This window comes from Agrococcus phoenicis (genome assembly GCF_047302415.1).
Taxonomy (GTDB): Bacteria; Actinomycetota; Actinomycetes; order Actinomycetales; family Microbacteriaceae; genus Agrococcus.
In genome coordinates, this window is the sequence record NZ_CP154854.1 from 1,415,598 (window position 1) to 1,432,843 (window position 17,246).

General features: G+C 72.7%; 18 protein-coding genes. 4 read left to right on the forward strand and 14 right to left on the reverse strand.

Annotation, left to right across the window (positions count from 1 at the left end; translation table 11 throughout):
- Window positions 1-101 precede the first annotated feature (101 nt).
- Both AA0Z99_RS06835 and AA0Z99_RS06840 read right to left on the reverse strand, forming a co-directional pair.
- Window positions 102-1,544 carry a glyceraldehyde-3-phosphate dehydrogenase gene (locus tag AA0Z99_RS06835; RefSeq protein ID WP_413320704.1) on the reverse strand — a complete coding sequence of 481 codons (1,443 nt, stop codon included), beginning with the start codon at window positions 1,542-1,544 and terminating at the stop codon, window positions 102-104.
- Between the two features lie 108 nt (window positions 1,545-1,652).
- Entirely contained in the window at window positions 1,653-2,450 is a 798-nt protein-coding gene (locus AA0Z99_RS06840; RefSeq protein WP_413320706.1) for a siderophore-interacting protein, read from the reverse strand.
- Window positions 2,451-2,552: 102 nt separating this feature from the next.
- Here AA0Z99_RS06840 and AA0Z99_RS06845 point away from each other — a divergent pair, with 102 nt between their 5' ends.
- Genes AA0Z99_RS06845 through pdxY form a run of 4 tightly spaced genes read left to right on the forward strand, consistent with a single transcriptional unit; the run spans window position 2,553 to window position 5,583 of the window.
- A complete protein-coding gene (locus AA0Z99_RS06845; RefSeq protein WP_413320708.1) occupies window positions 2,553-3,827 on the forward strand; it encodes an MFS transporter in 1,275 nt (424 codons plus the stop codon).
- Window positions 3,814-4,155, forward strand: coding sequence for an ATP-dependent Clp protease adaptor ClpS (locus AA0Z99_RS06850; RefSeq protein WP_413320710.1), 342 nt, complete (start codon window positions 3,814-3,816; stop codon window positions 4,153-4,155). Before AA0Z99_RS06845 ends, AA0Z99_RS06850 begins: the two co-directional genes overlap by 14 nt.
- Window positions 4,152-4,664, forward strand: coding sequence for a DUF2017 family protein (locus tag AA0Z99_RS06855; RefSeq protein ID WP_413316226.1), 513 nt, complete (start codon window positions 4,152-4,154; stop codon window positions 4,662-4,664). Before AA0Z99_RS06850 ends, AA0Z99_RS06855 begins: the two co-directional genes overlap by 4 nt.
- A gap of 52 nt (window positions 4,665-4,716) precedes the next feature.
- On the forward strand, window positions 4,717-5,583 hold the full coding sequence (gene pdxY, locus AA0Z99_RS06860) for a pyridoxal kinase PdxY (protein WP_413316228.1): 867 nt from the start codon (window positions 4,717-4,719) through the stop codon (window positions 5,581-5,583).
- A 58-nt stretch (window positions 5,584-5,641) separates the two neighbouring features.
- Here the strand turns inward: pdxY and der are convergent, their stop codons facing one another.
- The 12 genes from der to AA0Z99_RS06920 form a co-directional block, all read right to left on the reverse strand.
- Complete coding sequence (gene der, locus AA0Z99_RS06865) at window positions 5,642-7,264, reverse strand: ribosome biogenesis GTPase Der (protein ID WP_413316230.1); 1,623 nt, start codon at window positions 7,262-7,264, stop codon at window positions 5,642-5,644.
- Window positions 7,257-7,949 (reverse strand): (d)CMP kinase, encoded by a 693-nt coding sequence (gene cmk / locus AA0Z99_RS06870; protein ID WP_413316232.1) that lies wholly within the window; start codon window positions 7,947-7,949, stop codon window positions 7,257-7,259. The genes der and cmk overlap by 8 nt, the downstream gene beginning before the upstream one ends.
- Window positions 7,946-9,025 (reverse strand): prephenate dehydrogenase, encoded by a 1,080-nt coding sequence (locus AA0Z99_RS06875; protein ID WP_413316234.1) that lies wholly within the window; start codon window positions 9,023-9,025, stop codon window positions 7,946-7,948. Before AA0Z99_RS06875 ends, cmk begins: the two co-directional genes overlap by 4 nt.
- A 10-nt stretch (window positions 9,026-9,035) precedes the next feature.
- Window positions 9,036-9,785: a pseudouridine synthase gene (locus AA0Z99_RS06880; RefSeq protein WP_413316235.1), complete on the reverse strand. Its 750-nt coding sequence runs from the start codon at window positions 9,783-9,785 to the stop codon at window positions 9,036-9,038.
- Window positions 9,782-10,429, reverse strand: coding sequence for an SMC-Scp complex subunit ScpB (gene scpB, locus AA0Z99_RS06885; protein WP_413316237.1), 648 nt, complete (start codon window positions 10,427-10,429; stop codon window positions 9,782-9,784). Before scpB ends, AA0Z99_RS06880 begins: the two co-directional genes overlap by 4 nt.
- Entirely contained in the window at window positions 10,416-11,231 is an 816-nt protein-coding gene (locus AA0Z99_RS06890; RefSeq protein WP_413316239.1) for a segregation and condensation protein A, read from the reverse strand. Before AA0Z99_RS06890 ends, scpB begins: the two co-directional genes overlap by 14 nt.
- Window positions 11,215-12,063 (reverse strand): ParA family protein, encoded by an 849-nt coding sequence (locus AA0Z99_RS06895; protein WP_413320800.1) that lies wholly within the window; start codon window positions 12,061-12,063, stop codon window positions 11,215-11,217. Before AA0Z99_RS06895 ends, AA0Z99_RS06890 begins: the two co-directional genes overlap by 17 nt.
- Window positions 12,064-12,334: 271 nt before the next feature.
- The gene (locus tag AA0Z99_RS06900; RefSeq protein WP_413316240.1) at window positions 12,335-13,816 is read right to left on the reverse strand and encodes an amidohydrolase; all 1,482 of its coding nucleotides are present in this window, start codon (window positions 13,814-13,816) and stop codon (window positions 12,335-12,337) included.
- Window positions 13,813-14,427 carry an FMN-binding negative transcriptional regulator gene (locus AA0Z99_RS06905; protein ID WP_413316242.1) on the reverse strand — a complete coding sequence of 205 codons (615 nt, stop codon included), beginning with the start codon at window positions 14,425-14,427 and terminating at the stop codon, window positions 13,813-13,815. Before AA0Z99_RS06905 ends, AA0Z99_RS06900 begins: the two co-directional genes overlap by 4 nt.
- A gap of 101 nt (window positions 14,428-14,528) precedes the next feature.
- On the reverse strand, window positions 14,529-15,554 hold the full coding sequence (locus tag AA0Z99_RS06910; RefSeq protein WP_413316244.1) for a 1-aminocyclopropane-1-carboxylate deaminase: 1,026 nt from the start codon (window positions 15,552-15,554) through the stop codon (window positions 14,529-14,531).
- 100 nt (window positions 15,555-15,654) lie between these two features.
- Window positions 15,655-16,551, reverse strand: a complete 897-nt coding sequence (gene xerD / locus AA0Z99_RS06915) for a site-specific tyrosine recombinase XerD (RefSeq protein ID WP_413316246.1) — start codon at window positions 16,549-16,551, stop codon at window positions 15,655-15,657.
- 74 nt (window positions 16,552-16,625) lie between these two features.
- A complete protein-coding gene (locus tag AA0Z99_RS06920; RefSeq protein WP_413316248.1) occupies window positions 16,626-17,240 on the reverse strand; it encodes an NUDIX domain-containing protein in 615 nt (204 codons plus the stop codon).
- Window positions 17,241-17,246: the final 6 nt, after the last annotated feature.

Genomic DNA, 17,246 nt, shown 5'->3' on the forward strand with positions numbered 1-17,246 from the left:
CGATCGACGCTATCGGATGCGCCTGCGCACCGGAGCGGAGCGAGGGGGTTTGCCGCCGTCGGGCCTCCACCCAGGAGAGTCCCGACGGCGGCAAGTCTGTGTCAGGCCGGCAGCAGCTGGCGCGCCTTCGCCAGCTGGTCGGCCATGTGCTCGATCACGCGCACGACCTGCGACGAGTAGCCGTACTCGTTGTCGTACCAGACGTAGAGCACGACATGGCGGCCGGAGGCGATGGTCGCGAGTCCGTCGACGATGCCGGCGCGGTTGTTGCCCACGAAGTCGGTCGAGACGACCTCGGGCGAGTCGGTGAAGTCGATCTGCGCGCGCAGGGCGCCCGTGAGGGAGGTGCGGCGCAGCAGGTCGTTGACGGCGTCGCGATCGACCGCCTGCTCCAGGTGCAGGTTCAGGATCGCCATCGAGACATCCGGCGTGGGCACGCGGATCGCGTTGCCCGTCAGCTTGCCCTCGAGCTCCGGCAGCGCCTTCGCGACGGCCTTCGCAGCCCCCGTCTCGGTGAGCACCATGTTGAGCGCCGCCGAGCGGCCGCGGCGCGCGCCCTTGTGGAAGTTGTCGATCAGGTTCTGATCGTTCGTGTAGGAGTGCACCGTCTCGACGTGGCCGTGCTCGATGCCGTAGGCCTCGTTGATGACCTGCAGCACCGGCGTGATGGCGTTCGTCGTGCAGGAGGCCGCGGTGACGATCCGGTCGTCGTCGGCGATCGCGTCGTGGTTGACGCCGAAGACGATGTTCTTCAGCGGGCTCTTGCCGGGCGCCGTCAGCACGACGCGCTCGATGCCGGGGCACTCGAGGTGCTGCGCGAGGCCGGCCTCGTCGCGCCAGCGGCCCGTGTTGTCGACGACGATCGCGCGCTCGATGCCGTGCTGCGCGTAGTCGACGGTGGTCGGGTCGTCGGAGTAGATGACCTGGATGAGCGTGCCGTTCGCGAGGATCGTGCTCGCCTCGCGGTCGACGTCGATGGTGCCGAGGAACGCGCCGTGCACGGAGTCGCGCCGCAGCAGGCTCGCGCGCTTCTCCAGGTCGTCCTCGCCGCCCTTGCGCACCACGATGGCGCGCAGCCGCAGCCCGAGGCCGCTGCCGGCGTGGCCGATGAGGATCCGCGCCAGCAGGCGCCCGATGCGGCCGAAGCCGTAGAGCACGACGTCGGTGGGCTCGTCCTGCGACCACGAGGGCAGGGCGGCCAGGTGCTCGCGCACGTAGGCGTCGAAGCCGTCGGCGGGCGCGTCGAGGAGCAGCCGACCCAGGTCGAGGGAGACGCCGCGCAGGCCCTCCTCGTCGGCGATCCGCAGCACCGCCATGGTCTCGTCGACGCTCAGCACGCGCTCGCCGATCCGGCGGGCCCACTTGTGCGCCTTCAGGATGTCGATCGGCGACTGGTTGACGAGCTTCTTGCCGTGCACGTGCGTGACGACGTCGCGCTCCCGGTAGAGGCGGCCGATGATCGGCACGGCCTGCTCGGCCAGGGCGACGCGGTCGAGCCACGCCTGGTGGGCGCTGTCGACGGGAAGCGGTGATGCGGTGGGCACGTCTTCACGATAGGCAAGCGGACGCGGGCCACACGCCGGGGAGCGCGCGTCAGGTTGGCTTCAACGTGCCTGAGGCGAAAGTTCTCGCGAACTTTCCCTCACCGGGCATCAGGAGACGTACGACTTGCCGAGCTTCCAGTAGCCGGTGAAGGTGATGCGCTGCTTCTCCATGCCGCGGTCGCGCACCAGGTGGCGGCGGGTGCCCGTGGCGAGCAGCTGCTCGCCGGCCGAGTAGGCGTAGCCGAGGTCGTCGGAGAGGTGCAGGCCGCGGAGCTCCTCGAGCGCCGCGTCGCCGGCGCGAGCCTGGCCGCGCTCGACCCAGCGCACGTCGACCTCCATGGGGCGCTCGAACTGCTGGATGTCGTCGCGGTGCCCGACCTCGATGACGGCGGTGCCGCGCACGCCCTCGTCGAGCGATTCGCAGATGCCGGCGATCGCGGGCAGCGCGGACTCGTCGCCGACCATGAGCACGTCGCCCGGCAGGCCGTTGTCGTTGTAGAGCAGGCCCTCGTCGAGCAGCACGGCCCGCTCGCCGCGCACGGCGCGCATGGCCCACGCGGCGCCGGGGCCCGGGTCCTCGTGGCAGACGAAGTCGATGTCGAGCTCGCCGCTCTCGAGGCGGAAGCCGCGCACGGTGTAGTTGCGGATCCACGGCCGGTTCGACGCGCGCATCGCGAGGTACTGCGGGAACCACGTGGAGGGGCTCTGCGGCACGTGCAGCGACTCCTGGCCCTCGCGCCGCATGAAGAAGCGGAACCACTGGTCGTAGCCCTGGGGCGTCATCGCCGAGACCTCGTCGCCGCCGAGCGTCACCCGGCGGATGTGCGGCGAGACCTGCTGGTTCTCGAGCACCTCGAGCTCGATGAACTTCGGTGCGACCGCTGCGACGCGCTCGGGTCCGGCCATGAGGGAGCCTCCGTGGATGTGGATCGGCCTCGAAGTGAGGCAAGCCTAACCAATGTAGCAAAGCACCCCGGGCCGCCGCATCCGCGTACGATCGTGAGCAGCATGCAGCTCACTCCCGCGCGCAGGTTCCTCGCGCTCTTCACCCTCGCACTCGGCGGCTTCGGGATCGGCACCACCGAGTTCGCCACCATGGGCATCCTCCCGCTGGCGGCCACCGAGCTGGTCCCCGGCTTCGAGGCCGACCCCGCCGGCGGCATCGCGCAGGCCGGCTGGCTGATCTCCGCCTACGCCCTCGGCGTCGTCGTCGGCGCGCCGCTCGTCTCCGTGTGGGCGGCGCGCATGTCGCAGCGCACCCTCGTGCTCGCGCTCGCGGCGGCCTTCGCGGTCTCCAACCTCGCGAGCGCGCTCATGCCGAGCTTCGAGCTCACCGTCGCCGCCCGATTCGTCTCCGGCCTCCCCCACGGCGCCTACTTCGGGGTGGCCGCCCTGCTCGCCGCCCGCATCATGGGCCCCGGCCGCCAGGGCGCCGGGGTCGCGCTCGCGCTCTCCGGGCTGACGATCGCGAACATCATCGGCGTGCCGCTGGGCACCTGGCTCGGGCAGGTGTCCGGCTGGCGCTGGACCTACGTCGCGGTGGCGGTGATCTTCGCCGTCACGCTCGTGCTCGCCTGGTTCGCGCTGCCGCACGTGCCCGGGGATCCCTCGCGCCGCGCCGGTCGCGAGCTGCGCGCCTTCCGCAACCCGCGACTGTGGCTGATGATCGCGGTCGGCTGCATCGGCTTCGGCGGCTTCTTCGCCGTCTACTCCTACGCGGCAGAGATCGTCACGCGCGTGGCAGAGCTGCCGCAGTCGGCGATCGCCTGGCTGCTCGCCACGATCGGCGTCGGCATGACCGTCGGCAACGTGATCGGCGGCTGGGCGGCCGACCGCAGCATCCGCCGCACCATCATCATCGCGTTCCCGCTGCTCATCCTCTCGCTCGCGCTCTTCGCGCTGCTCGGCTGGCAACCGGTGGCGATGTTCGTGCTCGCCTTCATGATCGGAGGCACGGGCTCGGTGCTGAACCCGACCATCCAGGCGCGCATCATGCGCATCGCCGGCGAGGCCGAGCTGCTCGGCGCCGCCACGAACCACGCCGCCTTCAACGTCGGCAACGCGCTCGGCGCAGCGCTCGGCGGTGCGGTCATCGCTGCCGGGTTCGGCTACCTGGCGCCGGCGTGGATCGGGGTCGCGCTCGCCGGCGCCGGCTTCCTGCTCGCGCTGTGGAGCCTCGCGATCGATCGCAGCACGCCCGACACGGCGCAGCACCCGATCGTGGTGACGGTGCTCGGCCCCACCACGGCAGGCTTCGAGGTGATCGACCGTGCGCGCGACTGACCGGCTGACGGGCGTGCTGGCCGCGACCGACTCGGCGCCGAGCGGCGCTCCCGCGGAGGCCCCGAGCTCGACGCCCGGCGAGGCGCCGCTCGGCGGCGAGTGGTCGACGATGCTGTGGGACGACCCCGTGACCCTGCAGCCCTACGTCGTGCACGTGCTGATGCGCCGCTTCGGCTACAGCCGCGCGCGCGCCGACGAGCTCATGCGGCTCGCCGAGCGCGACGGGCGCACCGCCGTCGCGCAGGGCTCGCGCGAGGAGCAGGAGATGCACGTCGCCGGCCTCCACGCCGACGGCCTCGTCGCCACGCTCGAGCGGCTCTCGGCATGAGGTCGTGGCGCCGCGACGGAGCGGGCGCGCGCTGCTCGATGCTGCCCGACGAGGCCGACATGCTCGCGAACCTCGGCCGCCAGGTGCTCCAGCTGCACCGGGCCGTCATCGACGAGCGCGCGCTGCTGGAGGATCACGTCATGGAGCGCCTCTACCCGAGCGCCTACGGCAGCGCCGCCGAGGCCGCCGAGTTCCGCAGGCTCGCGTCTCCCGACATCGCCGCGGAGCGCATCCAGACCCTGACCCGGATGGTGGTCGACCTCGAGACGGCGCTGCCGGACGAGGGCGACGAGCGCGACGACGCCGAGCTGCAGATCGCGGTCGATGCCGAGGGGGCGGATGCGTGGCTGCGGTCGCTCGGCGAGGTGCGGCTGGTGCTCTTCGTGCGCACCGGGCAGGATCGCGCGCAGCTCGACCCCGACGTCACCGAGGAGGACATCGCGCAGCTGCGCGACGTCGTCGAGTGGCTGGGGTTCGCCCAGGCGACGCTGCTCGAGGCGCTCGAGTAGCCGCGCCCGGGGCGCGGTCGCAGCGACCGCCGCGCGGTGGAAGAATCGCAGCATGAGGTTCCTGTCGATCCAGTCGCACGTCGCCTACGGGCACGTCGGCAACTCCGCCGCCGTCTTCCCGCTGCAGCGCATCGGCCACGAGGTGTGGCCCGTGCTCACCGTCAACTTCTCGAACCACACCGGCTACGGCGCGTGGGGCGGGCCGGCGATCGCGGCCGACGACGTGCGCGCGGTCGTCGCCGGCGTCGAGGATCGCGGCGTGCTGCCCACGGTCGACGGCGTGCTCTCCGGGTACCTCGGCGGCGAGGAGATCGTCGACGTGGTCGTGGATGCGGTGGCCCGCGTCAAGGCGGCGAACCCCGCAGCCTCGTTCACCTGCGACCCGGTGATGGGCAACGCGACCTCCGGCTGCTTCGTCGCCCCGACGATCCCGCCGCTGATCCGCGAGCGGGTGGTGCCGCACGCCGACATCATCACGCCCAACCAGTTCGAGCTGGGCTTCATGACGCACACCGAGCCCGACACGCTGGCCTCCACGCTCGAGTCGGCCGACCGAGCCCGCGACCTCGGCCCGCGCACCGTGCTCGTCACGAGCGTGCTCCGCCCCGACCGCGAGAGCATGCCCGACGGCTCCGGCACGATCGAGATGCTCGCCGTCGACGACGAGGGCGCCTGGATCGTGCAGACGCCGCACCTGCCGTTCAAGGCGAACGGCTCCGGCGACGTGACGAGCGCGCTCTTCACCGCGCACTACCGCGAGACGGGCTCGGCCGCGACGGCGCTGGAGCGCACGGCCTCGAGCGTCTTCGACCTGCTGCAGGTGACGATCGAGTCGGGCGAGCGCGAGCTGCGCATCGTGCAGGCGCAGGATGCGTTCGCGAACCCTCGCATGCAGTTCAGCGCGCGCCAGGTGCGCTGAGGTCGCTCGCCGGGCGTGACGTGCGCGCCCGCGGCGCGCGCTCCTCGACCTCCGAAGGCTACGTGCGACGCGTGCGCTTCTCGCGCACACGCATGTTCACGACGATCGGGCTGCCCTCGAAGCCGTAGTCCTCGCGCAGGCGCCGCGTGATGAAGCGGCGGTACTGCGGGTCGAGGAACCCGGTCGTGAACAGCACGAAGGTCGGCGGGCGCGTCGAGGCCTGCGTCGCGAAGAGGATGCGCGGCTGCTTGCCGCCGCGCAGCGGGTGCGGGTGGGCGGCGACGATGTCCGCGATGAACGCGTTGAGCTTGCCGGTCGGGATGCGGGTGTCCCACGAGTCGAGCGCGGTCTCGAGCGCCGGCACGAGCTTCTCGAGGTGGCGGCCCGTGCGCGCCGAGATGTTGACGCGCGGCGCCCAGTCCACGTGCGCAAGATCCTGCTCGATCTCGCGCTCGAGGTAGCGGCGGCGCTCGTCGTCCAGCTGATCCCACTTGTTGAACGCCAGCACGAGCGCGCGGCCCGACTCGAGCACGAGGTCGATGATCCGCACATCCTGCTCGCTGAGCGGCGCGGTCACGTCGAGGAGCACGACGGCGACCTCGGCCTTCTCGAGCGCGGCCTGCGTGCGCAGGGTGGCGTAGAAGTCGGCGCCCTGCTGCAGGTGCACGCGGCGGCGGATGCCCGCGGTGTCGACGAAGCGCCAGACGCGCCCGCCGAGCTCGATCTGCTCGTCGATGGGGTCGCGCGTGGTGCCGGCCATCTCGTTGACGACGACCCGCTCCTCCCCCGCCGCCTTGTTGAGCAGGCTCGACTTGCCGACGTTCGGGCGACCCAGCAGCGCGACGCGCCGCGGCCCGCCGTACTCCTCCTTCGCGACCGCGGAGACATCCGGCAGCGCGGCCATCGCGAGGTCGAGCACGTCGGCGACGCCGCGGCCGTGCAGCGCCGAGACGGGGTTCGGCTCCCCGAGCCCGAGGCTCCAGAGCGACGAGGCCTCCATGTCGCGGCGCTGGTCGTCGGACTTGTTCGCCACCAGGATCACGGGGCGGTTCGACTGGCGCAGCATGCGCACCACGTGCTCGTCGGTCGAGGTCGGGCCGACGTTGACGTCGACGACGAACAGCACGGCGTCCGCGAGCTCGACGGCGATCTCTGCCTGCAGCGCGACAGAGCGGTCGATGCCGCGGGCATCGGGCTCCCATCCGCCGGTGTCGACGAGCGTGAAGCGGCGCCCGTTCCACTCGGCCTTGTAGGAGACGCGGTCGCGGGTGACGCCCGGCGTGTCCTCGACGACGGCCTCGCGGCGGCCGAGGATGCGGTTCACGAGCGCCGACTTGCCGACGTTGGGGCGCCCGACGATGGCGAGCACCGGCAGCGCGGGCATGATGCGCAGCGCATCGGGGTCGAGCTCCTCGAGGTCGAGGAGCGCCGCGTCCTCCTCGTCGAGCTCGTAGTCGGCGAGGCCGGCGCGCAGCGCGTTGACGCGCGCCTCATCGGTCTCGAAGTCGTCGGTCTCGACGTCATCGGTCTCGACGTCGTCGCGCTCGAGCGCGCCGCCCTGGGTGGCCCCGGTGTCGGGCGCGTCGGTGTCGGGCGCGTCGGCGTCATGCGCTTGGGCCTCGGGCGAGGTCGCCCCCGCCTCGGCGCCGGCGTCCTGCGGGTGGTCGTGCTGGTCAGTCATGGTGCTCCTCGGTCGCGAGGCGGACGATCGCGTCGACCGTCTCGTCGAAGGTCAGGTCGGTGGAGTCGACCACGGTCACGCCCTCTGCAGCGTGCAGGAAGTCGACCACCTGGGAATCGGAGGCGTCGCGTGCCGCGAGGCGCGCACCCACCTGGTGCTGGTCGCCGCCGACGTCGCCGAAGCGGCGCCGGATGCGCACGGCCTCGTCGGCGGTCAGCAGCACGCGCACGTCGGCATCGGGCGCGACGACGGTCGTGATGTCGCGGCCCTCGGCGACGATGCCGGGCCGGGCACTCGCGATGATGTCGCGGAAGCGGAGGTTGACGGCCTCGCGCGCGGCGATGGTGCGCGCGACGCCGGAGACGGCGCCCGAGATGCGCTCCGCGCGGATCGCCTCCGTCACATCGTGCCCCCCGATGGCGACGCGCTGCCCGGCGGCGTCCACCGTCAGCTCCAGCGTCGCCAGCGCCTCGAGGCTGCCGATCACCGTCTGCTGGTCGTCGGTGTCGCCGCCGCGCTCCAGGATCAGCCACGCGAGCGCGCGGTAGGCGGCGCCGGTGTCGAGGAACTGGAAGCCCAGCTCGCGCGCGACCGCGCGCGCGACCGAGGACTTGCCGCTGCCGGCGGGCCCGTCGATCGCGATCACCGTGCCGCTGCGGTCGGTGCGCACCGCATCCGCGCTCATGCCACCACCTGCCAGCCCAGCTGCTCGAGCGCCTCGTGCAGGTGCACGACGGTCTCGGGCAGCACGGTGATCTCGGCGACGCCGAACTGCGCGCCCTCCGCGTGCTCGAGCCGCAGGTCCTCGAGGTTGACGCCCGCGTCGCCGATGTCGGCGAGCAGCCTCGCGAGGTGACCCGGTCGATCGTCGACCCGCACCTGAACGCGCGTGAAGCGCGTGTGCGTGCCGTGCTTGCCGGGCAGCCGTGCGACGCCCTCGTTGCCGGCGCGCAGCGCATCCGCCATCGCCTTGCGGCTGCCGGATGCGTCGGGCGCGTCGAGCGCGTCGACGAGCGCCTGCAGGTCGACCTGCAGCGCGCGCAGCTGCTCGACGACGGCCGGCGCGTTGGCGCCGAGGATCTGGATCCAGAGGGCGGGGTCGCTCGCCGCCACGCGCGTCACGTCGCGCACGCCGCCACCTGCGAGGCGGAGCGCCTCGTCGGGAGCGTCGGCGAGGCGGGCGGCCATGAGCGAGGAGACGAGCTGCGGCACGTGGCTGACGATCGCGACGGCCCGGTCGTGCTCGTCTGGTGTCGACTCGATCGGCACCGCGCCGAGGTCGAGGATCAGGTCGTCGACGAGGCTGCCCCGCTGGTACGAGATCGCGTCGTGCCCGGCGATCACCCACGGGCGGCCGACGAAGAGGTCGCCGCTGCCGGCCAGTGCCCCGGAGCGCTCGCGGCCGGCCATCGGGTGCGAGCCGAGGTAGCGGCTGACGTCGGCGCCCAGCTCGCGCAGCTGCGCGAGCGGCACGGCCTTGACGGAGGCGACGTCGGTGACCACCGCCTCCGGAAACGCTGCGAGCTCGGCCGCGACGACCTGCGCCGTGACGTCCGGCGGCACGGCCACGACGATGAGCTCCGGTGCGTCACCGGGCTCGGCCAGGCGGCCGGCCCCGTAGTCTGCGGCGAGGCGCATCGCGGTCGGCGAGGCGTCGACGAGCTGCACCTCCACACCGCGCGCGGCGAGGCCGAGGCCGATGGAGGTGCCGAGCAGGCCCGTGCCGACGATGCGCACGGGGCCGCGCAGTCGGTGGGTCACAGGGGCTCCTTCAGCTCTTGGCACCCCTCGAGAGCGTGAGGATGGCACCGCGCTCCATCGTAGTGAGTTCGCGCACGGCCCCCGACCGGAGCGTGCCGAGGTGCAGCGGCCCGAAGGAGCGCCGCACGAGGTCGACGACCGGATGCCCGACGTGGTCGAGCATGCGGCGCACGATGCGGTTGCGTCCCGAGTGCAGCGTCAGCTCGACCATCGAGAAGCCCTTCGAGGGCGTGCCGATGACGCGCGCGTCGTCCGCCCTGATCGAGCCGTCCTCCAGCTCGAAGCCGTCGAGCAGGCGACGGATCGCGCGCTGGTCGACGGCACCGCGCACCTTCGCGACGTAGGTCTTCTCGACACCGAACGAGGGATGCGCGAGCACGTGCGCGAGGTCGCCGTCGTTGGTCAGGATCAGGAGGCCCGAGGTGTCGGCGTCGAGGCGCCCGACGTTGTAGACCCGCTCCTCGATGTCGGCGACGAACTCGCGGAGATCCGGCCGCCCGCGCTCGTCGGCCATGGTCGAGACGACACCGGTGGGCTTGTTGAGCATCAGGTAGCGCTTCGTGGTGTCGAGCTGCACGGCCGTGCCGTCGACGGTCACCTGCGCGTCGGGTCGGATGCGGCTGCCGAGCTCGGTGACGACGCGACCGTCGACGGTGATGCGGCCCGCGACGATCATGTCCTCGACGACGCGGCGGCTGGCGACGCCGGCGGCGGCGAGCACCTTCTGCAGGCGCTCACCCTCGGTGCTGGGATCGGTCATGCGAACACGTCCTCCTCGCCGTCCGGCAGCAGGGGGCTGATCGGCGGCAGCTCGTCGAGCGAGTTGAGCCCCAGCTGGGTCAGCAGCAGCTCGGTCGTCTCGTAGTTGATGGCGCCGGTCTCGGCGTCGGCGAAGGCCTCGCGGATCAGGCCGCGGCCCAGCAGCGTCCGCACGACGGAGTCGACGTTGACGGCGCGGATCGCGGCGACGGCACCGCGCGTGATGGGCTGCTTGTAGGCGATGACGGCGAGCGTCTCGAGCGCCGCCTGCGAGAGCTTCGTGGGGGTCTGGGTGAGCACGAAGTCGGCGGCGTCGACGTCGTAGGCGGCGCGCACGTAGATGCGCCACCCGCCGCCGACCTCGCGCAGCTCGAAGCCGCGCTCCGGCCCCTCGCCGCGGCCGTCGTAGTCGTCGCGGAGCGCCTCGATGGCCGCCTTCACGGCGCGCACGGGCGCGCGCAGCGCGGTCGCCAGGTGCACGGCGCCCTGCGGCTCGTCGGCGACCATGAGGATGGCCTCGATGCGGCGCTCGAGCGGCAGGTGGGAGCGATCGGCGACCTGCTCCCCCGCGGCGCCGGGCTGCGCCTCGGCCCCCGCCGCATCCGTGCCGTCGGCGGGCGCCGCATCCGTCTCATGCATGGTCATAGTCTGCCCCCAGGCTCACGAGGTCCTCGTCGCGGAAGTCGTGGCCCGTCCAGCTGATCGAGAGCTCGCCGAGCGGCTCGAGCTGCTCGAAGGTGATGGCCGCGTGCCGATAGAGCTCCAGCACCGCGAGGAAGCGCGCGACGATGACGCCGCGGGTCGCTTCCCCAGCGATCAGCTCTCGGAAGGTGGTCGTGCCGGCGTGCCGCAGGCGCGAGACGATGTGCGCCGCCTGCTCGCGGATCGACACGAGCGGCGCGTGGAGGTGCGTGAGGCCGACGGTCGGCAGCTCCTTGGGCGTGAGCGCCAGCAGCGCGAGCGCCGCGAAGTCGTCGGCGGAGAGCGTCCACCGCAGCTCCGGCGTGCGCTGCCGGAAGCGATCCTCGAGCCGCACCGACCGCGGGTGCCTGCTCGACTCCTCGCCGATGCGCTCGGCGGCCCACAGCGCTGCCTGCTTGAACGCGCGGTACTGCAGCAGGCGCGCGAAGAGCAGGTCGCGAGCCTCGAGCAGCGCGACGTCCTCGCTGTCGACGACGTCGCCGGCGGGCAGCAGCGAGGCGATCTTCAGGTCGAGGAGCGTGGCCGCGACGACGATGAACTCGCTCGCCTGCTCGAGCTCCTCGTGGGTGTCGAGCGTGCGCACGTACGCGATGAACTCGTCGGTCACGCGGCTGAGCGCGATCTCGGTGACATCGAGCGAGCGGTTGCCGATCAGCGTCAGCAGCAGGTCGAACGGCCCGTCGAAGTTGTCGAGGGCGAGGCGGAAGCCGCCGTCGGCCTGCTCGTCGTCAGGCGATCGCGCCACGGGCGATCAGCTCGCGGGCGAGCTGGCGGTAGATCTCGGCTGCCGCGTGCTCGGGGGCGAACTGCGTCACCGGCACGCCGGCGACGGATGCGTCGGGGAACTTCACCGTGCGCCGCACGACCGTGTCGAGCACGGTGTCGCCGAAGGTCTCGACGACGCGATCCATGACCTCGCGGGCGTGCAGGGTGCGCGAGTCGAACATCGTCACGAGGATGCCGTCGAGCTCGAGCGCGGGGTTCAGGCGATCCTGCACCTTCTCGATCGTCTCCTTGAGCAGCGCGACGCCGCGGAGCGCGAAGTACTCGCTCTCGAGCGGGATGAGCACGCCGTGCGCGGCGGTCAGCGCGTTCACCGTCAGGAGGCCGAGCGAGGGCTGGCAGTCGATGAGGATCAGGTCGTAGTCGTCGGCGACGCGGCGCAGCACGCGGGCCAGGATCTGCTCGCGGGCGACCTCGTTGACGAGGTGCACCTCGGCCGCCGAGAGGTCGATGTTCGCGGCGATGACGTCGAGCCCCTCGACGGTGGTCTGCTGGATCGCCTCGCGCGGATCGATGCGCGGGTTGAGCAGCAGGTCGTAGATCGTCGTGGCGTCGTGGTTGTCGACGCCCAGGCCGGCGCTCAGCGCGCCCTGCGGGTCGAAGTCGATCGCGAGCACCCGGCGGCCGTAGTCGGCGACGGCCGCGCCCAGGTTGATGGAGGTGGTCGTCTTGCCGACGCCGCCCTTCTGGTTGCACATCGTGATGATGCGCGCGGGGCCGTGCGAGGTGAGGGGCGCGGGCATCGGGAACTCCCGCACCGGGCGCCCGGTCGGCCCGAGGACGGGCGCCTCCATGCCGGCCAGGGTCTCGTTGCTCGTGCTCACGCTCCCGAGTCTAGGAACCCCCGCGGGCTTCGGCCGGTAGGCCCGTGCGGCGTGTATCTCAACCTCTGGTTGAGGCTCAAGTGTCGCCCGCTGGTCACCAGCGGAGGAGGATCTGAGCACGCCGTCACCGACAGAGGAGGATCTGCGCCATCCCGCTCGCATCGCCTCTGCTCGTGACGCCCGGCGCCGACGCTGGCCCGCGGCGGGCAAGCCTCTCGCGCGCTGAGGCGCCGCGTCCGGGTCAGAGCGTGGTGTGCGTCGGGCGCCCGGCGAGCAGCGTGAGCGCGACAGGCATCGCGCGCAGCGCCGCCCCGTCGGCGCCGATCGGGTCGGCGTCGAGGGCGACGAGGTCGGCGGGCTCGCCCACCGCCACGCGCGAGCGCACGGATGCGCGCAGCGCGTCGGCGACGTCGATCGCCTCGGCGGGGTGCCAGGGCTCGCGGCCGTCCTTCGCGCGCTCGACAGCAGCCGCCATGCTCACCCACGGATCGAGCGGAGCGACGGGCGCGTCGGAGCCGAGCGCGAGGGTGGCGCCCGCCTCGAGCAACGACCGCACCAGGAAGGCGCCGTCGGTGCGACCGTGCCAGTGGCGGTCGGCGAGGTCTCGGTCGTCCATCGCGTGCTCGGGCTGCACGCTCGCATCGACGCCGAGCGCGCCGAGCCGGGCGACGTCGGCGGCGCGCAGCAGCTGCGCGTGCTCGATCCGGCCGGCGCTCCCCCGGATGCCGAGGCGCTCGAAGACGTCGAGCACGTGCGCGTTCGCGTGATCGCCGATCGCGTGCACGGTCGGCGCGATGCCGGCGTCGAGCCCCCGCAGCACGAGCGCCTCGAGCTCCGCCGGCGGCACCGCGAGCAGCCCGTGCGCCTCGGCGCCCTGCATGCCCGGGTACGGGTCGAAGCAGTAGGCGGTGCGCGTGCCGAGCGATCCGTCGGTGATGATCTTCAGCCGCCCCACCGAGAGCAGCGCATCGAGCGCGTCACCCGTGCGCATGCCGAGCTCGATGGCGCGCTCGAGGTGCTGCGGGTAGATGCCGAGCTCCACCCGCTGCGAGCGCCAGCCACGGCCGAGCCGGCGCATCCAGGTGTCTGCGTTCCACGCCATCTCGAGGTCGACGATCCCCACGACGCCCCTCGCCGCGGCGTCGCGGCCCGCGTCCACGACCCAGGCGTCGAGCACCTCCGGCGGCAGGTCGTTGATCTGCCCCTCGATCTCGAACGCCGGCTCCTCGCGCAGCACACCCGTGGGGTGATCGCCGAGGCCGAAGCGCTCGAGTGCCCGGGAGTTGAGCCACACGGCGTGCAGGTCAGCGCTGACGACCACCGCGGGCGCGCCCGGCACGGCCTCGTCGAGCAGGTCGCGCGAGGGCAGGTCGCTCCAGAGCCCGTCGCGGAAGCCGGTGCCCACCAGCGGCAGCACCCGGCCGTGCTCATCGAGGGGCAGCGCGCCGGCGCTCGCGAGCGCGGCCGCCATCATCCCCGCCGCCTCCCGGGCCGACGTCGCGTGGAACGTGCTCGGGCGCTTGGCGTGCAGGGCCCACTGGCTCATGTGCACGTGGTTGTCCCACAGGCCCGGCAGCAGCACGCGACCATCGAGGTGCACCTGCTCGACGTCGGCCGTGCGCGCGTCGATCTGGCCGATCTCCGCGATGGCGCCATCGCGCACGAGCACGTCGACGCGCGCTCCGTCGACGCTCGCGTCGCGCAGCAGCAGCGACGCGCTCACCTGCCGTGCTCCCGGCGCATCTCCTCAGCGAGCGCGGGCTGCGGCCACGAGCTGCCGCCTGCGAGCTCCTCGATCACGCCGTCGACGGTCGCCGCCGACTTGTCCTGGCTCAGCTTCGCGCGCATCTCGAAGCGGTCGACCCGCATCCGGAACCCCACCGTGCCGCCGACGATCCGGCGGCCGTACTCCTCGTTGTGCTCGAGCAGGTTGGGATGCGGCGCGTGATCCTCGAAGTGGTGCACGAGGCCCCGCAGCACCTCCCAGTTCTCCTCGTCGCTCAGGATCTCCGGCGTCCCGTACAGGTGCGCGGTGACGTGGTTCCAGGTGGGCACCGCCGGCCCCTCGGCGTACCATCCGGGCGAGACGTAGCCGTGCGGGCCCTGGATGATGACCAGCACCTCCGACTGCCCGAGCTCCAGGTCTCGGTCGTCCGGCCGTCCGACGTGGCTGACGATGCTGATGCCCTCCGCGTCCTCCTCGAGCACGACCGGGTAGTGCGAGGCGACGAGCCCCTTCGCGGTGCTCGCGACGATGGTCGCCCACGCGTTGCTGCGGATGAGGTCCTTGACGGCATCCGGATCGGTCACGATGGAGTGGGGCGTGCGTCGCATGCGGCCAGCATCGCACGACGCGACATGCCGCGGCGCGCACCTCGGCTTGCGGCGGCGATCGCCTTGCGGGCGGATCGCGCGCGCGCGTCACCGCAGCGCGGTCAGGACCAGGGGAAGGCGCCCGAGTAGGCGTTGAGGGCGGGCTGGCCGCCCAGGTGCGCGTAGAGCACGGTGGAGTCGGCAGCGATCTCGCCGGAGCGCACGAGGTCGATGAGACCCGCCATCGACTTGCCCTCGTAGACCGGGTCGATGATCATCGCCTCGGTGCGGCCGCTCGTCAGGATCGCGTCGATCGTCGACTCGACGGGGATCCCGTAGAGGTCGCCCGCCCACCCCTCGAGCACGGTGATCTCGTCATCGCGAAGCTCGCGCCCGAGGCCGATGAGCTCGGCGGTGTGGCGGGCGATGCGTGCGACCTGGTCGCGGGTCTTCTCGATCGTGGCCGAGGCGTCGATGCCGAGCACGCGTCGCGGTCGGCCCCCTGCGTCCTCGAGCGCCGCGAAGCCGGCGATCATGCCCGCGTGCGTCGAGCCGGTGACGGTGCAGACGACGATCGTGTCGAAGAAGACGCCGAGCTCGCGCTCCTGCTCAGCCACCTCGTACGCCCAGTTGGCGAAGCCGAGCCCGCCGAGCCGGTGCTCGCTCGCGCCGGCGGGGATCCCGTAGGGCGTGCCGCCGGCAGCCTCGACCTCCGCGAGCGCCTCCTCCCAGGAGGAGCGGATGCCGATGTCGAAGCCGGAGTCGTCGAGGCGGCTGTCGGCGCCCATGATGCGCGACAGCAGCAGGTTGCCGACCTTGTCGTTCACCGGGTCCTCCCAGTCGACCCAGCGCTCCTGCACCAGCCGGCACGCGAGGCCGAGCTTCGCCGCGACGGCGGCGACCTGGCGCGTGTGGTTCGACTGGTAGCCGCCGATCGACACGAGCGTGTCGGCGCCGGAGGCGAGCACGTCGGGCACGATGTACTCGAGCTTGCGCGTCTTGTTGCCGCCGAAGGCGAGGCCGGAGCTGACGTCCTCCCGCTTCGCCCAGATCGACGCGCCGCCCAGGTGCTTCGTGAGGTTGTCGAGCGGATGCACGGGGCTCGGCCCGAAGGTCAGCGGATAGCGGTCGAAGTCAGCGATGCCCATGACCAGACCCTAGCGAGCGCGAGCGCCGTCGGCGGGCGGCGGGCGGCAGGCGGCGGAGCCGGTGGCCTCGACGCCGATCCTGTCGCCGACGCGCGACCGATCACCGCGCGCGCGGGTGGGCCGTCGTGTACATGTCGCGCAGGGTGTCTGCGGTGACGTGGGTGTAGATCTGCGTGGTCGCGACCGAGGCGTGCCCGAGCAGCTCCTGCACCACGCGCACGTCGGCGCCGCCCTCGAGCAGGTGCGTCGCGAACGAGTGCCGGAACGTGTGGGGCGACACGTGCGCGACCTCGGCCTCCTCGGCCACGCGCTGGATGATCTCCCACGCGGCCTGGCGGCTGAGCCGCCCTCCGCGCGCGCCCAGCAGCAGTGCGGGCGTGCCGCGCCCCTTCGCGGCGAAGGCCGCCCTCCCCCGCACGAGCCACGCATCCACCGCCGCCCGCGCATAGGAGCCGACCGGCACCAGGCGCTGCTTCGCCCCCTTGCCGGTCACGCGCACGAGGTCGTCGGCGAGGTCGTCGACGTCGAGCGCGATGAGCTCCGAGATGCGGGCGCCCGTGGCATAGAGCAGCTCGAGCAGCGCGCGATCGCGGAGGCCTGCCGGGTCGGAGCCGTCGCCGCCCGCCGCCTCGAGCAGCCGCTGCATCTGCGACACCGAGATCGCCTTCGGCAGCCGCTGCGGCAGCTTCGGCGGCCGCTGGTCCTTCGCGACATCCTCGACCGCCACCCGCTCGTCGACGAGCCAGCGGTGCAGCGCCTTCACCGCCGAGAGGTGCCGGGCGACCGACGAGGCCGCGAGCCCGCGATCGGCGAGCGTCGCGCGGAAGGCCGCGACGTCCCCGGCGGCGATGGCCGATGCGTCGCTCACCTGCCGCTGCTCGAGCACCGCGAGGTAGCCGCGCAGATCCCGGCGGTACGCGGCGATCGTGTGTGCCGACAGGCCGCGCTCGATCGCGAGCTGCCGCAGCAGCCGCTCGACCGCCTGCTGCGGCGTCACGGGCGCTCCCGGGGCGCGGCGGGCATCCTCATGCCGCGGTCTTCCCGGCCGACGCGCAGGTCACGGGCGGCCGGTCACGGGCGAGCGGATGCGTGCCAGTCGAAGGGCACATCGGCGGGCTGGGGCTCGAGGCCGCGCGCACGCAGCTGCGTGAGCGCGAGCATCGCCGCGAGCAGCGTGGCGTTGTGCAGCCGCATGGTGGCCGCCGCCTCGAGGATCTCCGCGAGCGGCACCCACCGGCGCTCCATCTCGGCCTCCTCGTGCTCGCGGGCGAAGGCGTCGGCCGCATCGCGCACGTCGGTCGCGAGGTACACGCGGATGATCTCGGTCGAGCCGCCTCCGGTGGTCGAGACGTCGACGAGCGCGTGCCAGGTGCCGGCCTCCAGGTCGGTCTCCTCCGCGAGCTCGCGCTGCGCGCCCACGAGCGGGTCCTCGCCCTCGACGTCGAGGAGGCCGGCGGGCAGCTCCCACAGGGTGCCGCCGGCCGGGTGGCGGTACTGGTGCACGAGGCAGACCTCGTCCGCGTCGTTGAGCGCCACGACCGCGACGGCGCCGGGGTGCACGACCACCTCGCGCCGGATGCGGTTGCCGCCGAGCTCGAACTCGTGCGCCTCGACGTCGAAGATGCGGCCCTCGAGCAGCCGCTCGCGCGCGACCAGGGGCCTCGCGCCGAGGGTGTCCTCGATCATCGCCGG

Coding starts and splice junctions, on each gene's coding strand:
- AA0Z99_RS06905 (WP_413316242.1), bottom strand. CDS start 14,427: ATGCGACGCACGCCCCACTCCATCGTGACCGATCCGGATGCCGTCAAG.
- pdxY (WP_413316228.1), top strand. CDS start 4,717: ATGAGGTTCCTGTCGATCCAGTCGCACGTCGCCTACGGGCACGTCGGC.
- cmk (WP_413316232.1), bottom strand. CDS start 7,949: ATGAGCGCGGATGCGGTGCGCACCGACCGCAGCGGCACGGTGATCGCG.
- der (WP_413316230.1), bottom strand. CDS start 7,264: ATGACTGACCAGCACGACCACCCGCAGGACGCCGGCGCCGAGGCGGGG.
- AA0Z99_RS06920 (WP_413316248.1), bottom strand. CDS start 17,240: ATGATCGAGGACACCCTCGGCGCGAGGCCCCTGGTCGCGCGCGAGCGG.
- scpB (WP_413316237.1), bottom strand. CDS start 10,429: ATGACCATGCATGAGACGGATGCGGCGCCCGCCGACGGCACGGATGCG.
- AA0Z99_RS06840 (WP_413320706.1), bottom strand. CDS start 2,450: ATGGCCGGACCCGAGCGCGTCGCAGCGGTCGCACCGAAGTTCATCGAG.
- AA0Z99_RS06895 (WP_413320800.1), bottom strand. CDS start 12,063: ATGGAGGCGCCCGTCCTCGGGCCGACCGGGCGCCCGGTGCGGGAGTTC.
- AA0Z99_RS06880 (WP_413316235.1), bottom strand. CDS start 9,785: ATGACCGATCCCAGCACCGAGGGTGAGCGCCTGCAGAAGGTGCTCGCC.
- AA0Z99_RS06855 (WP_413316226.1), top strand. CDS start 4,152: ATGAGGTCGTGGCGCCGCGACGGAGCGGGCGCGCGCTGCTCGATGCTG.
- AA0Z99_RS06845 (WP_413320708.1), top strand. CDS start 2,553: ATGCAGCTCACTCCCGCGCGCAGGTTCCTCGCGCTCTTCACCCTCGCA.
- AA0Z99_RS06910 (WP_413316244.1), bottom strand. CDS start 15,554: ATGGGCATCGCTGACTTCGACCGCTATCCGCTGACCTTCGGGCCGAGC.